The sequence below is a fragment of the Okeania sp. SIO3I5 genome (assembly GCF_010672085.1).
Classification (GTDB): domain Bacteria; phylum Cyanobacteriota; class Cyanobacteriia; order Cyanobacteriales; family Microcoleaceae; genus Trichodesmium.
The window spans coordinates 1-14,645 of the sequence record NZ_JAAHHT010000239.1 but is presented as its reverse complement, the minus strand read 5'-3'; the positions used below and the strand labels follow the sequence as shown (position 1 = coordinate 14,645).

Below are 14,645 nucleotides of genomic sequence, written 5' to 3'. Positions count from 1 at the left end.
GGAGAATTTTGTTATTATCAATGTCAACACAGGGGGAGGACATCACCTCTGTCTAAACAGCGGTCAGGGTTTCCCAGACTGAAGAATCCCGCGTTGTCCCGTAAGGGCAACGTCGGGAGTATGTCAATATCAAGACCAGTCGCATCTGCAACCAGAGTATCCAAAGCCTTAATTATTCGTAATTGGTCGTCCCGTTGCATCCTTTCTAAATATCGTTGTGCAGCTTTCAAAAGAATCTTTAGTTTAGATATAGCATTTCTCATAAAGATGAGGTACAGTTACGATCCCCCTAAATCCCCCTTTTCAAGGGGGACTTTGAAGACTCCCCCCTTTTTAAGCTATCCCTTATAAGGAACTCTTGAAACCCTTGTGGGAGGGTGGGGAGGATGGGGAGGGTGGGGAGGAGGGGGAGGAAGAATTCTGTCTACATTCATAAAAAAGTGTGTTTTTCAATACACTTTTCTCCTGAAAAAGCCGATTCAAGACTAAAACATAACTTGTCTATGTTGTCAAGTTTTATGTTAAGAAAAATGTTTATAAAGCATAGCTTTGAAAGGGGGGAATAGAAGGGCAACGTCGGGAGTATGTCAAGATCACTTGCCACCAAGGTTGACATCTATTCACAACCATGAATTGATTAAGTTGTATGAGTAGCTCGCAGTAAGTACGAGTTTTTTGTTCTAATTCTGTTAAAACTTGACCAACAAAAAAAGAGTGGATGCAAAAATATTGTGCATTATATTATAGCCAACATATTCTAAATTGCCCACTTCTATAGCTGTGGTATATCCCTCTTGCCAGAGCGGAGCTTTGCGTTAGCAAATGCCATTCGCCCCTACTAGATATAGCAGTTCTGCGTAAGTCCTGTTGATATAATAATTTAACTTCTAACTTCTGACTTCTGACTTCTGACTTCGTTATTGACTCCATTCCACAAAAGTTGTTTCTACTTTTGCTCCTGGAGAAACATTACCTTTAAAAGATGCTACTTTTCCCGGTTCAACTGTGGCAGGTTGAGCATAAATATAACCATTATCAATAATATTGCCACCATCATCTAATACTTGATAATTTACTTTAATTGATTTCACTGTTTTACAACTTTTGTTAGCCACTTTACCTGTTAAAAAATTGCCATCATAGTTAACATTAGTAATCGGTATTTCTGTAGCTTTAACTTCCTCTGATTTACAAGCAATTTTTTGGGTTTCATCAATAGCTTCTGAGTCCCCACAGAGATTAACTAAATTAATAATTTTTCCCTCCGGAGTTTCCATATAACAAATTGGGTTGTCAAGCTCAGATTTTTGAGCAAGTAGATTCACCATATTACTCTGTAATAATTGATGATCAACATTCCCATGCAACAATGGTATTAATATAGTAAAATAGAAGTATTTCATAATTTTCGGATATAGAAATGTATTTATAGCGCTACGCGCTAGGGAATAGGGAATAGGGAATAGGGAATAGTAAACTGTCAAAGGGTTTCAAGATTTAGGAATGTCCTAACCTTAATGCGTAGCCCTATAAAAATAGGGTTTTTTTCTGATTTTGTTCTATCTTCCCACACCTCCCACACCTCCCACACCTCCCACACTCCCCACACCTCCCACACCTCCCACACTCCCCACACTAACCAATAATGCATGAATTTTGAATTTTGAATTCCGCGTAGCGGCATTAGCCTAAATCTTGTAAAATCTCCATAGCAGCTATTTCACCAGTCTCACAACCACCTTCCATATAACCTTGATTTTCTAAAGATGTATGCTCCCCGGCAAAAAATATATTACCCACTCGCTGTCTTTCCACACCATAAAACTTTGTCCACTCCCCTGGTTTATAACACAAATAAGAACCGCGAGCATAAACTTCTCCAGGCCAATAACTACAAGTTGTCCGATCTGGCATAGAAATATTACTAATACCAGGAAAAACCTGTTCTAGTTGGGAATTCAATTTTTGAGCATAAATTTCAGGACTACCAGTTCCTATTGCTAAACCTTGACTACCGCCAACAAATTGTGTAATCAAACCCATGCCTGGATGATAACGACTTTCAGAAGTTTCCCAAGTGTTTTGAAACCCTAAATCTGAATACACATTAGCTGTAGAGTTGTAGCGAGTACGCCAAAATTTTTCTTCATAAGTAGTAGTTAACTTAGAGTGAGTTCCGTAGCTAGCAGTATCTATAGATAACTTTTTCAAAGGCGGCAAATCTACATTAAGCTCAACTTGTCGTAACAAAGTTAAAGGTAATGTTAGCAAAATTCTCTCATATATACGCTCAAAGCTACTGTTGCCAGACCTTAATGCCACTCGATATCGACCATCGGAAAGATAATTTATCGCTTCTAATATTGTTCCCGTTTCAATGGAATTAGAGACTAAATTGGCCAACTTTTGGGGGATAAGTTCGTTACCTCCCTGTACATGAAAAAGTTGCTTGGTAGCACCAAGAATATCAAACTTATCTAGTTGAGTATCCATTAAATCAATTAAATTGAAACTAGACTGCTCTTCTATATTGAGACCGTAATAACATTCGTAAGCAGATTTAACTAGCTGGCGAATTACTGGTGTAGTTTGAGGAATTCGATCTAAATATTCAGCAATTGAGATATTATCTAGTTCTACTACTGCTAAAGTTTTTGTAGAATTTGTGGGATAGTCTTTAAAGTTAGCGATCGCCTCTAAATCTGCGTTAATTTGCTCTGCAATTGGTTCAAAGTCGGCGATAATTTCTGCTAATGAAACTTTGCGTCCTTCAAAAAAGTAAATTTCTGGTGTTTCCAAATTTTTATCGACTGCCTGCAAATCCACAAGATGTAATCCTAATTCCTCAATCAAACTGCGCAGATAAATATGCTTGCTGTAGATAAATTCTCCACCAAGTTCAACGGCAAATGGAGTACCTAATGCTTTTTGTCTAGTTTTGATTCTACCTCCTACCCGATCGCTAGCTTCGATCGCGTTAACTGGAACCCCCGCTTGAGTTAGACGGTAAGCAGCAGTTAATCCGGAAATTCCTGCCCCTACTATTAATACTGGGGTTGTTTTCGCCATTGCCCTTTCTCCACCCTTGGATAAAAGGGAAACTTTAAATTTTTTGGCTAAGTCTAAACCACCTTTTAATAAGCGAGTGCAAGCATTGGGAAATTTTAAAGCTTTAGCTTCTTTTGCCATTCCTAATAATTCATCACTAGGGATACCAGTTTCTCTTGACATTCTGGCAATAGTATGAGCGCGACCTAGTATTGTCATCATGGAAGATTTCATAATTTTTGATATCTCATTATCACAGGACTAAAGCAGAGGCACCATAATATAAGCAGGACTTACGCAAAATACCAAATTATACACCTTATGTAGGGGCGAATGGCATTCGCCCTCTACTACATAAGGTGGTTCTGCGTAAATCCTGATCAGGTTCAAAAACTATCCATCTTTAAGAAGGATTCCGCTTCTTATTTTGTGTACGTCCTCCCTTTTGAGCGCTATTTTGTAAAGACTGTTTAATTCTCAGCGCCTCAACCGCAGGAGCTAAACCCAAATCTTCTAAAATTTATATCACAGCAATTTCACCACGATCGCCACCATCTTCCATCCTACCTTGGCCTAATTGGTAAACCTTGCTTTCTACGAATCCCAGTAGCGTTAGGTCCTTGAGGACGAGAACCCCGACGATCTTCTTGTAAAGACTGTCTGATCCTCAGCGCTTCAACAGCAGGAGCTAAACCCAAATCTTCTAAAATTTCCATCGCAGCAATTTCACCACTCTCACAACCACCTTCCATCAAACCAGAAAAATCTAAAGAAGTATGTTCGCCAGCAAAAAATAAATTCCCCACTCTCTCCCCTTCAACACCAAAAAATTGAACATATTGCCCTGGGCGATAACAAGTATATGAACCCTGAGTATATAACTCCCCAGGCCAATAAGAGCGGACAGCGCGACCGATGCGATCGTTACTTATGCCCGGATATAACAAATCAAGCTCTGGCAAAAATCGCTGTGCATTATCTTCTGGAGTCCCGCTACCTAAAGCTAACCCCAAATTTCCACCAGCTAAAAATTCCAACACACCCTCCGTAGTCGGACTTGTTGGGGCAACTTCTCGGGTATTTTGAAACCCTAAATCTGCATAACTTTCCCCACTTGAACCAAACCGAGTGCGCCAAACTGGGTTATTAAAAGCTATATGTAACTTAGAATTTGTACCAAAACCATAATTATCAATCGCAAATCTTTTGACTGGTGGTAGATCGACATTGAGTTGAACCTGCCTGAGTACCGGAAAAGGTATAGTTAATAAAATTCTTTCATAAGTACGGTCAAAAGTGCTTTCTCCAGACCTCAAACTTACTCTATAACTACCATCTGATAAACTTGTTATTGCCTCTAGAACAGTGCTAGTCTCAATGGAACCTTGTAAAAAATTAGCCAGATTATTAATAATTTGACTATTACCACCAACAATTCGATAACGCTCGTCAAGAGAACCATATAATTCAAATGTATTTGGTTCAGTACCAATAACATATATTAGATTCAAACTCGACTGTTCCTGAGCATCTAAACCATAGAAAGCATTGTAAGCTACTCCAAGTAGCTGTCGCAAAGTGGTGCTAGTAGGAATAGTTTCTAGATATTCCGCAATTGAGAGATTATCTATATCTGCGGTAGGTTGGTCAAAAGTTGTATAATCTTCAAAATTATCAATTGCTATCAGATCGGCATCTATTCTTTCGGCAACAGGAGCAAAATCATTAATAATTTCTTGTATCGGAATAATTCTACCATCAGCAAAGTAAAGTTCTGGCGTTAACCCCTGCTCACCAGCTACTAGATCGAATTCCGTCAATCCCAGTTCTGCTGCTAAGTCACGAATGCAAACATTATCAGTGTCAATATAGGCACCTCCTAACTCAGCATCAATAGTTGTTCCAGCAATTTTAGAGATACTTCTAATCCGCCCACCTAGTCTATTTCTAGCTTCGATCACATTTACTGGCACCCCTGCTTGAGTCAGACGGTAAGCTGCAGTTAATCCTGCAATTCCCGCACCTACTATTAATATAGGTGTTGTTTGAGCCATTGCCCTTTCCCCACCCTTAAAAAAATTAGAAGCTGCCATTGCTCCAGCAAACCCTAAACCTCCTTGTAATAAACGACGGCGAGTAGTCCGAAAATTCCTACTTTTAGTTTCTGTGAGCATTCCCAATAATTCATCGGTAGGAATGCCTGTTTTTCGCGACGTATTAGCAATGCCATAAGCACGACGCAGCATTTTCATCAAGGAAGATTTAGCCATAGTTTAAGTCCTTTAATTATTAAGTATTAATTTTGTATTTAATGTTTATAGATAAATATATGACTGTAGTAAGATAACATTAACAATCAAGTCAAAAGGAAATTTTTAAGATAATGTTAACTATTGAGACTCTATTTGATGAAATATTTTATTTGGCCTTAAACCCCGATGTTATAGATGAAATTGTTGCGGGAAATTTCAGTAGTGGGTTAGAACATTTTCTGAATGTTGGTCAATTTGAAAATCGAGACCCCAATGCTTTATTTGATACTAGCTTTTATCTAGAGACTAATACTGGTGTACTTGCTGCTACTCAAGCAGGTAGTCTGACAGCAGTAGAGCATTTTCTTGAGTTTGGTCAATTTGAATTTCGCGACCCTAGTCCGTTTTTTAATACTGCTTTTTATCTCTCAAATCCTGAGTTAGCTACAGCATTAGAATCAGGAAATTTAACTCCTTTTGAACATTTTGTTAGGTTTGGTCAATTTGAATCAAGAAACTCCAGTATTTTATTTGATACAGAGTTTTATCTTGCTGAAAATCCTGATGTAGTCGAGTTCCTAAATAATGGTGTATTTTCCAGTGCAATTCAACATTATATTGTTGTTGGTTTGCCACAAAATCGTTTGAGCGTACCTCCAGATTTTCGAGATAATTTATTGAATATTACTGATAGTTTGGGTGTTTTAGGAACGGCAGAAGCAAATGATTTTGTTGGCAGTGGAAATCCAGTTGATATTTACAGTTTTATTTTGAATACTCCTAGTAGTTTAGATGTGTTTTTAGGTGGTTTGAGTGCAGATGCAGATATCGAATTAATTGAGGATATTAATAATAATGGAGTTGTAGACAATTTAGAGGTTTTTGCCGATTCGAGAAATGTTGGTAATCTTGATGAGAGAATAGCTATTGATTTCTTGCCAGAGGGTAATTATTTTGTCAGAGTTTCTCAGTTTGATGGTGATACAAATTATTCTTTGTCTTTAGAAGCTAATTCTATTTAGAGTAGTCAATAATATAGCCATCAGAAATGATTTGTGATCAAAAACTGTAGGGGTTTGGTCTCCTTTCCCCAAGCGCAAAGGGATTTGGAAACCAAACCCCTACGATAAAATTTTACAACCTATTTAGGATTGCTATAGTAGGGTGGGCAAATGTTGAATTATTATCAAGCAACGATAAATTTTTGCCTATTTCTTTGCCTGCCCTAAATATTGCAATGCTCTGTCTACTTCTGCCTCTATTTCTACAAAGGTTAGTATTATTTATGAGGCAATCTCTCCTTTTCAATTATCATACCAAATTCGGTTATAAAAAGCTAGTTTCTTCAAATCCTTCTAACCCTTCTGCCTTCTGCCTCCTGCCTTCTGCCTTACCTTGACAATAAATCTACGATCGCTATAGAATATAAGAAATATAAGCTTTAAGTTATGAGTGAAAATTACTCAACTTCTGATTTTCAAGAAGTAATAGAAATAGTAGAAAAATTTTCTTTAGAAGATCGAGAAATTCTGCTTGATATTCTGAAAAAGCGTTTATCTCAAGAGCGAAGAAGACAATTAGAAAAAGAAATTGCTGAAGTTAGACAGGATTATCAAAAGGGAAAAGTTATGTTTGGGACAGTAGATGGTTTTTTAGCGGCTTTGGATAAAGATTAATGAAAGTTGCTTGGAGTGCTAAATCTTTGCGTTCTTTTAAAGGTCTAGTTCGCGAAAATCTTCAATTACGTTTGTTAATTGAAGAGAAACTACGGCAGTTGGCAAATGACCCATTTCATCATAGTTTGCGAACTCATAAATTAAGGGGAGATTTAGTAGGTTGTTGGTCTTGTTGTGTAGATTATAGTTATCGAATTATCTTTGAGTTTGTTCTAGATCCGGAAGAAGAGAAAGAGGCTATTTTATTGTTGAATATAGGAACTCACGATGAAGTTTATTAGACATTTCCAAAAATTAAAAGTAAAATCAATTATTATATTGTTGCTAATTTTTGATATTAATTTGGAGGAAATTATCGAATGGATACCATAAATGAATAGTGCGATATTATCCAAAAAGTTATTCTATCTTATACAGACATCCCTTATGCAGATGAAAATATTAAATTTGAAACAGTTTTTGATACTAAACAGAATCGTTATTTATTAATGATTGTGGGTAGGGAAAAAATAAATTCTCAATATTCAGGAACAAAAAGAGTTCATGGTTGTTTAATTCATGTAGATATTTTGGATGATAAAATTTGGATTCAACGAGATGGAACAGAAGAAGGTATTGCTAGGGATTTTTTAGATGCTGGTATTACTAAAGATAAAATTGTTTTAGCATTTTACGATCCTCAAATTCGAGAAGAAACAGGTTTTGCTGTTACTTAGGGTTTGCTGAAAAAGTCTTTTTTAAGGAGTAGGGGAGTAGGTAGGGACGTTGCATGAACGTCCGTACGGGAGTAATTTTTTTGCCCAATTCTTGCTAAAAATACTCACTTTTTGAGCATAATGTTTAAGTACCAATAAGTGCATCAACTAACACAACAACTTTAACCAAAAAGTCAATAATATTATGAGCTTGGTTGAATGGCTGATCTTGATACTCTTGATGAGACAGCCAGATCAGAGGAATGGCTAGAAGTCCTACTAGCAAAAGCTTGAGCGTTTTGTTCTGTTTCGGATTAGACATAAAAAAGCTAATAAAATAAATGAGAGTGTTATTTTATTAACTTTCTTTAATAGCCATTTCATGCGGAACTGGAGAAGAGAACTTTTAGTCTCATTATCTTTCATACAAGACTAAAGCCATGCGAACCCAGAAACCCGGTTTCTCGTAGATGTTTATTGTCAAAAACAACGATTTAGCGTAGAAACCGGGTTTCTTTGCGTAAGTCCTGTCATATCAAATCCGGTAGCATCGGTGTTATTCAGTATTTTAGGGGCGAATGGCATTCGCCCTTAACCATTGTATGACGACGACATAATTATCAGGACTTAGGCAAATTCTTAGAGAACAAGCTATCTGTAGGGGGCGAATGCTAGATATGGCGGTTCTGCCTAAGTCCTGATACCTTAAAACTGATTCCTCCTCTTCCCTCCTGACTCCTGTCTCCTGTCTCCTGACTCCTATAGGAAAAAATTTTGAAAATTTTGCATGGAATCTGAGTTAACAGACGACATAATTATCAGGACTTAGGCAAATTCTTAGAGAACAAGCTATCTGTAGGGGGCGAATGCTAGATATGGCGGTTCTGCCTAAGTCCTGATACCTTAAAACTGATTCCTCCTATTCCCTCCTGACTCCTGTCTCCTGTCTCCTGACTCCTATAGGAAAAAATTTTGAAAAATTTGCATGGAATCTGAGTTAACAGCCGTTAGTTATTTAGAGATCAAAGGTGAGGTAGAAGATAAGTCGATGGAGAAAATCAATGGACAAATGGGACGAACCACTGCAAGAGCTTGCTTTGGAGGCTCAACGGCATCCGTCAAAAAGCCCTGCTCGTCGTTTAGCTTTGACGCTATTGATTCAGGCAGTTCAACAGTCTGGCAAATTGTCTCGCAAGAAACCTGACTGTCCTCAAGAGGTTTATCATGAAGCTCTTCAGGAAGTTTGGTTATATGTCTGTCGCAAAATTGACGTATATCATCCAGAAAAAGGGCCTGTGATTAATTGGATCAATTTCGTTTTGAAGAGACGGTTAATTGATGCCAATAAACGACATAACAAATCTGGCAAAGAACATTCTCTAGATGTGTCGCTCTCTTTTTCCCAGTCTGGAAATGATCATCAATCGGGCATGACATATTTAGATAATGTGTCGCGATCGGACAAAAATCCTTCTCTTTCACAGCTTGTACGTCAATTTATTGAAGAGGACTCTGACAGTTTGTTTGTCAAAAAGCATATTCGGGGAAACCCTGAAGCAAATTTTAGGAAGATTGCTCTTTTATACTTGGATGGGAAGACTTGGAAAGAAATAGCGATCGCTGTGGGATTAAAGCCAGAACAAGAGTCAACGGTACAAGGTTTTTACTCGCGTTCTAGCAGATACTTTGCTGAGACATTAAAAAAATACGTCCAGATATATTCAACTCACACTTAAAGTTTAACGGAGAAAATAGTAATGAATAATTTCACAGAGCATTTGGAATTTTCGGTTCCTCTGACAAAAGATGCCTATCGAAAGGCGCAAAAATTTAGTCGAGAACAACAGGAACCAGAGAAAGCACAACAAGTGTACCGGAATACTTTAGCAGTTTATGCGGTAAATTTTTACTTAGATTGTATGGAAGTAGAAACGAATTTGGAGAAAAGCGATCGCTGGAATCCGGCATTACGATCGCTGCTTGATGTCGCTGATTTACCAGTCAAAGATTGGGGAAAACTAGAATGTCGTCCTGTATTGCCTAATCAGAAAATTTGTCATATTCCGGCAGAAAGTTTGTCAGATCGTGTGGGTTATGTGGTGGTAGAAATCGACGAAGAAATAAATCAAGCAAAGTTGATCGGATTTGCTAGCACTGCGCCGGAAGGATGGTTAGAGATTAGTCAACTCAACTCTCTCGAACAGTTAATTTATCAATTGCCGGGGGGAGAACCAATACAATCGGATATCGTGAATTTACTGGATTGGTTGAAAGAAAAATATGATGTCGGTTGGCAAGCGGTTCAGGAATTACTTTCACCGCAACTGAGGCCAGCATTTAGAAATGTTGAGCTGAAAAAACAAGAACGAGCCAAATTAATCGATTTAGGAATAGAACTGGACGATCGTCGGGTTGTGTTAATTATTACTGTTCAAGAAAAGGATGAGAAAACTGTGCAGGTTAGAGGGCAGGTTTATCCGACAGGAGAAGCGATCGTGTTGCCACCTAATTTGAAAATGTCAATATTGACTGACACAGACAAGCTTTTTAAAGAAGTGACAGCAAAAAGTAATGATGAATTTATTCAATATGAATTTGATGCTCAACTAGGAGATAGTTTTGATATTCAAGTGGCGTTGGGTGAAGCAAGTCTGACAGAAAAGTTTCGAGTTTGATTATTTAGGTAGGAGTCAGGAGACAGGAGAAAAGAGGGAGGAGTCAGGAGACAGGAGACAGGAGACAGGAGAAAGAAGTGTTTTTATCACGTTCTTATCTGGACATGATCTAACATCAACTTTCAACAAACCCAGTTTCTTATAATATCATGTCCGGTTGAATAGTTATAATTAACTTTCGTAGTAGGGGTTTGGTCTCCAAACCCATTGGTCTCCAAACCCATTGGTCTCCAAACCCAAGCATTAAGGGATTTGGCAACCAAACCCCTACGGTAAAATGTTATATCAAATCCGCTGGCTTTGAAGTGATATAATTCTACCATCAGTATTGGTTAAAAATCCTAGTTTGTGGAGGGTTTGGAGACCAAACCCCTACCGTCTTGAATTCTACCCATACTACCGGATTTGATTTTACAGGAATAACCAGCAATAAGAACGCTATGTTTGTGGAGGGTTTGGAGACCAAACCCCTACGATCTTGAATTCTACTGATACTACCGGATTTGATTTTACAGGAATAACCAGCAATGAGAACACTATTAACCTTAATATTAGATGGAGACTTTGAGTCAGGATTTCATGCAACCTTAGAAATCCGGCAAGGGAATATTCATTCCCCTTCACAAAGTCGAACTCAGGGGCGATTATCCGCCAACGGAAATATACTCAATCGTTATCGCGATTGGCAGCGACTTTATCTCAGCTTAGAAATGTTGTTTCGCGCTCTGACTGCAAACCCCGAACAAATAACCAATTCATCCCAGGGAAAAGAAGCATTCACTGCTTTTCGCAAAGCTGCTGATGTTTTCCAGGAAACTCTGAATGATTGGCTAAATAATTGTGTTGATTTTCGCGGGATTCGGGATAAGTTATTACAATCCCAGAAAAAATTTCAACTCCTTTTACAGACTAATAACTCTTGGTTGCGTCGATTTCCCTGGGAACTTTGGGATGTATTAGTTCAAGCAGAAGCGGAATTTGCCCTCAGTGCCATCGAATATGATTCTCCAAATAATTTTAATCTCTTTTCTACTCCAAAAGGAAAGGTAAAAATTCTAGCAATTTTAGGTGAGGGGACAGATATCGATCGCGATGCGGATAAGCAAATTTTAGATAATTTGGCAGTCAAAGCGGGGGCAGAAATTACCTGGAGAGAACAACCTCAAACCTCTGACTTAAATGAGCAGTTATGGCAGCAAGGATGGGATATTCTATTTTTTGCCGGACATAGCGGCACTTCCGAGTCGGGAAAGCGCGGGGAAATTCAACTCAATGAACGAGAAAAATTAACCATCGCTGATTTGCGGTTTGCTTTGAAAAAGGCGATCGCTAAAGGGTTACAGTTAGCAATTTTTAACTCTTGTGATGGCTTAGGGTTAGCGCATCAGTTGGCAACGGAACCAGATTTATATTTGTCTCAGGTAATCGTGATGCGAGAGAAAGTACCCGATCCCATTTCCCCAAAATTTTTGTCGTATTTTCTCGAAGCGTATATTCGAGGGGAGTCCCTGAATAGCGCAGTTGCCGAAGCAAGGCAGAAATTGCACGGTTGGGAACAAAACTATCCTTGTGCTAGTTGGTTGCCAGTCGTCTGCCAAAATCCCACGGTGCAACCGCCAACTTGGCAAGAGTTGCGTTATGGCAGGCAGGATAAATCTCCTTGGTATTTGCCACGTCAGGTAGTGCTAACCAGTTTTCTGGTGACAGTGTTGCTGATGGTGGTGCGACATTTTGGCGTGCTACAACCTTGGGAATTACAGATGTATGATCGATTTATGCGTTGGCGTTCCGATGAAGGAATGGATTCCCGTCTCTTGGTAGTGGAGTTAACGGAGGCAGATTTTGACTACCAAGATGAACAAGGGATGGAACGAAAATGGTCCCTAGCTGATAACGCTTTGTCACAATTATTGGCAAAATTAGAAGTGCATCAACCTCGGGCGATCGGTTTGGATATTTATCGGGATTTTCCCGTGAGTCCTGAAAATCGGGATTTAGCCCGTCGGTTAGCACAGACAGACAACTTTTTTGCTGTTTGTCAGGGGAACGATCCGACTGTCAATCATCCCGGTATTGCCCCACCTCCGGAAGTTCCGCAGCAACGTTTGGGATTTAGCGATATGGTGGAGGATGCGGATGGAATCCTGCGTCGCCACCTCTGGTATGCTACATTTAATAGTGATTCCCCTTGTTTGACGGAAGGATCGCTCAGTTTACAGTTAGCGTTGCATTATTTAGCGGCAGAGGAAATTCAACCAGAAGTGGTTGAGGATGAATTGCATTTGGGTGCAGTGCGTTTGAAATCTTTGAAAAGTTATGCCGGGAATTATTCGGAGTTGGATGGCTATCAAATGCTGCTCAATTACCGGACTCAGGGAAAAGTTGCTCAGACGGTGACGTTGCAGGAGGTTTTAGAAGGGAATGTTAACCCAGATTGGATTAAAAATCGAATCGTATTAATTGGGGTGACTGCTCCCAGTATTCAGGATGATTTTCGCACTCCTTTTAGTCAGCAGTCCGATGAAATTATGCGCGGGGTGTTCGTTCATGGGCAAATGGTTAGCCAAATTATTAGTGCGGTTTTAGATGGTCGAAAATTGTTGTGGGTTTGGTCAATTTGGGGTGAATTTTTCTGGATTTGGATCTGGGGAATTGCCGGAGGATTCTTGGTTTTGGTTAGCGATCGCCTGTTGTATTGGGTAGGAGGAGGAATTTTAGCGATCGCGGTTTTGGGCGGTATTTGTTTCTTGCTTTTTCTTCAAGGGTGGTGGGTGCCTTTGGTGCCATCGGGATTGGTGTTTGTTGGCACGGGGGGAATTGTTGGCGATATTCGTAGGTTGGGTTGAGGCACGAAACCCAACATTCCCCTGTATCCCTTGTCCTCCTTGTCCTCCTTGTCCTCCTTGCCCTCCTTATCCCCCTTGTCCCCCCTGTCCCCCTTATCCCCCTTATCCCCCTTGTCCTCCTTGCCCTCCTTGTCCCCCTTGTCCTCAATAATCTCTATGGAGCAAAATAATGTCTCAAAAAAAATATCTAACAAAGCAAATCATGTTCTTTGCAACATTAACCCCTGTACTCGTTACTGCCGTAGGTATCCTCAAACCCCTAATCTTACCAAAAATTACCTCGGCAATTCCGCTCAATCAATCTCCCTTTTTGATGGCACTGAAATTCAACTTACCGCCAAAAGGAGCGCCGGGAAAACGTCGAGGTGCGTCTACTCGCGATTATTGTTCCTCCAAAGAACTGATCGCTTTAATGCCAGGGACGAACTTTGGCTTAACCATCGCCGAACGTCCGACATTTTGGTTCTATGTTCCATATCCTGAGACTCTCGGACTGGAAGCAGAATTTTCACTGACAGATAAAGAAGGAAATGAAGTCTATCAGCAAATTGTGACGCTCAAGAATACGCCCGGAATTGTCAAATTTACTTTCCCCGCAACAGAGTCACCCCTAGAACTTGAAAAATTTTATACTTGGCGTTTTTCTGTCATCTGCGATCCAAATAATCGCTTAGATGATGCCTTTGTTAATGGTGCGGTTGAACGGGTGCCGATAACTTCCCAATTAGAAAGCAAGTTGCAAGATAACAATTACCGGAAACGTATTGATATTTATGCAGAAAATGGCTTGTGGTTTGATTTACTAACAACTCTCGCTGAACTTTGTGTCGCGAATTTGCCGGATACATCCATTGATGAGGATTGGGAAAATTTATTGCAGCAAGTACAATTGGAAAAAATCGCCGATAAGCCTTTTGTTGATTGCTGCAATTCTGAGGAATAATATCAACAGGACTTACGCAGGCGAACCCAGAAACCCGGTTTCTTGTAAACACTTACTGTTCAAAACAAGGATTTCTCGTAGAAACCGGGTTTCTTTGCGCAAGTCCTGTGCAATTCTGAGTAATATAGTTCTTCGTCGTCGTACAATGTTTGGAGGCGAATGCCATTCGCCCCTACAATATAGACATAGACTATCTGCACAAATCCCGATAATTGATAAATAGGAGAAACTTATGAAATTTCCAAAACTTAGATTGATTCTACTTGTTACTTTACTAACCAATGTTTCACTCCCTTTGTTGCTCAATGGCTCATTTTTGTTAGCATCTCCGGTAGTCGCACAAACCTCAGAGTCCCGCAAAGCAGAGGCAGACAGACTACTTAAGCAAGGGCTTCAACAGGCTCAAACCAGTCAATTTGAAGCTGCATTAGAATCTTGGCAGCAGGCATTAGCTATTTATCGAGAAATAGAAGATAACGAAGGAGTTGCTACCTCTCTGATGGGTCTGGA

At 39.5% G+C, this 14,645-nt stretch carries 15 protein-coding genes and 1 pseudogene; 9 read left to right on the top strand and 7 right to left on the bottom strand.

Features of this window, described 5'->3' with window-relative positions; all coding sequences use genetic code 11:
- Positions 1-23 precede the first annotated feature (23 nt).
- From F6K40_RS32965 to F6K40_RS32945, 5 genes are all read right to left on the bottom strand, one after another.
- Positions 24-230 carry a hypothetical protein gene (locus F6K40_RS32965; RefSeq protein WP_293142249.1) on the bottom strand — a complete coding sequence of 69 codons (207 nt, stop codon included), beginning with the start codon at positions 228-230 and terminating at the stop codon, positions 24-26.
- 687 nt (positions 231-917) lie between these two features.
- Positions 918-1,403: an FxLYD domain-containing protein gene (locus F6K40_RS32960; protein WP_293142247.1), complete on the bottom strand. Its 486-nt coding sequence runs from the start codon at positions 1,401-1,403 to the stop codon at positions 918-920.
- A gap of 77 nt (positions 1,404-1,480) precedes the next feature.
- Positions 1,481-1,651 (bottom strand): hypothetical protein, encoded by a 171-nt coding sequence (locus F6K40_RS32955; RefSeq protein ID WP_293142245.1) that lies wholly within the window; start codon positions 1,649-1,651, stop codon positions 1,481-1,483.
- Between the two features lie 32 nt (positions 1,652-1,683).
- Positions 1,684-3,282: a flavin monoamine oxidase family protein gene (locus F6K40_RS32950; protein ID WP_293142243.1), complete on the bottom strand. Its 1,599-nt coding sequence runs from the start codon at positions 3,280-3,282 to the stop codon at positions 1,684-1,686.
- A 329-nt stretch (positions 3,283-3,611) separates the two neighbouring features.
- Complete coding sequence (locus F6K40_RS32945) at positions 3,612-5,318, bottom strand: flavin monoamine oxidase family protein (protein WP_293142241.1); 1,707 nt, start codon at positions 5,316-5,318, stop codon at positions 3,612-3,614.
- 113 nt (positions 5,319-5,431) lie between these two features.
- On the opposite strand from F6K40_RS32945, the gene F6K40_RS32940 reads away from it, so the two are divergent.
- From F6K40_RS32940 to F6K40_RS32925, 4 genes are all read left to right on the top strand, one after another.
- Positions 5,432-6,322 carry a PPC domain-containing protein gene (locus F6K40_RS32940; protein WP_293142239.1) on the top strand — a complete coding sequence of 297 codons (891 nt, stop codon included), beginning with the start codon at positions 5,432-5,434 and terminating at the stop codon, positions 6,320-6,322.
- Between the two features lie 426 nt (positions 6,323-6,748).
- On the top strand, positions 6,749-6,976 hold the full coding sequence (locus F6K40_RS32935; RefSeq protein WP_293142237.1) for a hypothetical protein: 228 nt from the start codon (positions 6,749-6,751) through the stop codon (positions 6,974-6,976).
- Positions 6,976-7,257 (top strand): type II toxin-antitoxin system RelE/ParE family toxin, encoded by a 282-nt coding sequence (locus F6K40_RS32930; protein WP_293142235.1) that lies wholly within the window; start codon positions 6,976-6,978, stop codon positions 7,255-7,257. The genes F6K40_RS32935 and F6K40_RS32930 overlap by 1 nt, the downstream gene beginning before the upstream one ends.
- A 105-nt stretch (positions 7,258-7,362) precedes the next feature.
- Positions 7,363-7,692: a XisI protein gene (locus tag F6K40_RS32925; protein WP_293142251.1), complete on the top strand. Its 330-nt coding sequence runs from the start codon at positions 7,363-7,365 to the stop codon at positions 7,690-7,692.
- A gap of 124 nt (positions 7,693-7,816) precedes the next feature.
- Here F6K40_RS32925 and F6K40_RS32920 read toward each other — a convergent pair whose 3' ends face one another.
- On the bottom strand, positions 7,817-7,993 hold the full coding sequence (locus tag F6K40_RS32920) for a hypothetical protein (RefSeq protein ID WP_293142233.1): 177 nt from the start codon (positions 7,991-7,993) through the stop codon (positions 7,817-7,819).
- 739 nt (positions 7,994-8,732) lie between these two features.
- Here F6K40_RS32920 and F6K40_RS32915 point away from each other — a divergent pair.
- On the top strand, positions 8,733-9,407 hold the full coding sequence (locus F6K40_RS32915; RefSeq protein WP_293142232.1) for a hypothetical protein: 675 nt from the start codon (positions 8,733-8,735) through the stop codon (positions 9,405-9,407).
- Positions 9,408-9,428: 21 nt separating this feature from the next.
- A complete protein-coding gene (locus F6K40_RS32910; RefSeq protein WP_293142230.1) occupies positions 9,429-10,346 on the top strand; it encodes a DUF1822 family protein in 918 nt (305 codons plus the stop codon).
- A gap of 122 nt (positions 10,347-10,468) precedes the next feature.
- On the opposite strand, the gene F6K40_RS32905 is transcribed toward F6K40_RS32910, so the two are convergent.
- Complete coding sequence (locus F6K40_RS32905) at positions 10,469-10,669, bottom strand: hypothetical protein (RefSeq protein WP_293142228.1); 201 nt, start codon at positions 10,667-10,669, stop codon at positions 10,469-10,471.
- A 204-nt stretch (positions 10,670-10,873) separates the two neighbouring features.
- Between F6K40_RS32905 and F6K40_RS32900 the strand changes: the two genes are divergently transcribed.
- The 3 genes and pseudogenes from F6K40_RS32900 to F6K40_RS32890 all read left to right on the top strand — a co-directional run.
- Positions 10,874-13,192 carry a CHASE2 domain-containing protein gene (locus F6K40_RS32900; RefSeq protein ID WP_293142226.1) on the top strand — a complete coding sequence of 773 codons (2,319 nt, stop codon included), beginning with the start codon at positions 10,874-10,876 and terminating at the stop codon, positions 13,190-13,192.
- 169 nt (positions 13,193-13,361) lie between these two features.
- On the top strand, positions 13,362-14,135 hold the full coding sequence (locus F6K40_RS32895) for a DUF928 domain-containing protein (protein ID WP_293142224.1): 774 nt from the start codon (positions 13,362-13,364) through the stop codon (positions 14,133-14,135).
- Between the two features lie 232 nt (positions 14,136-14,367).
- Positions 14,368-14,645 (top strand): annotated as a pseudogene (locus F6K40_RS32890) (tetratricopeptide repeat protein); the annotation flags it as partial.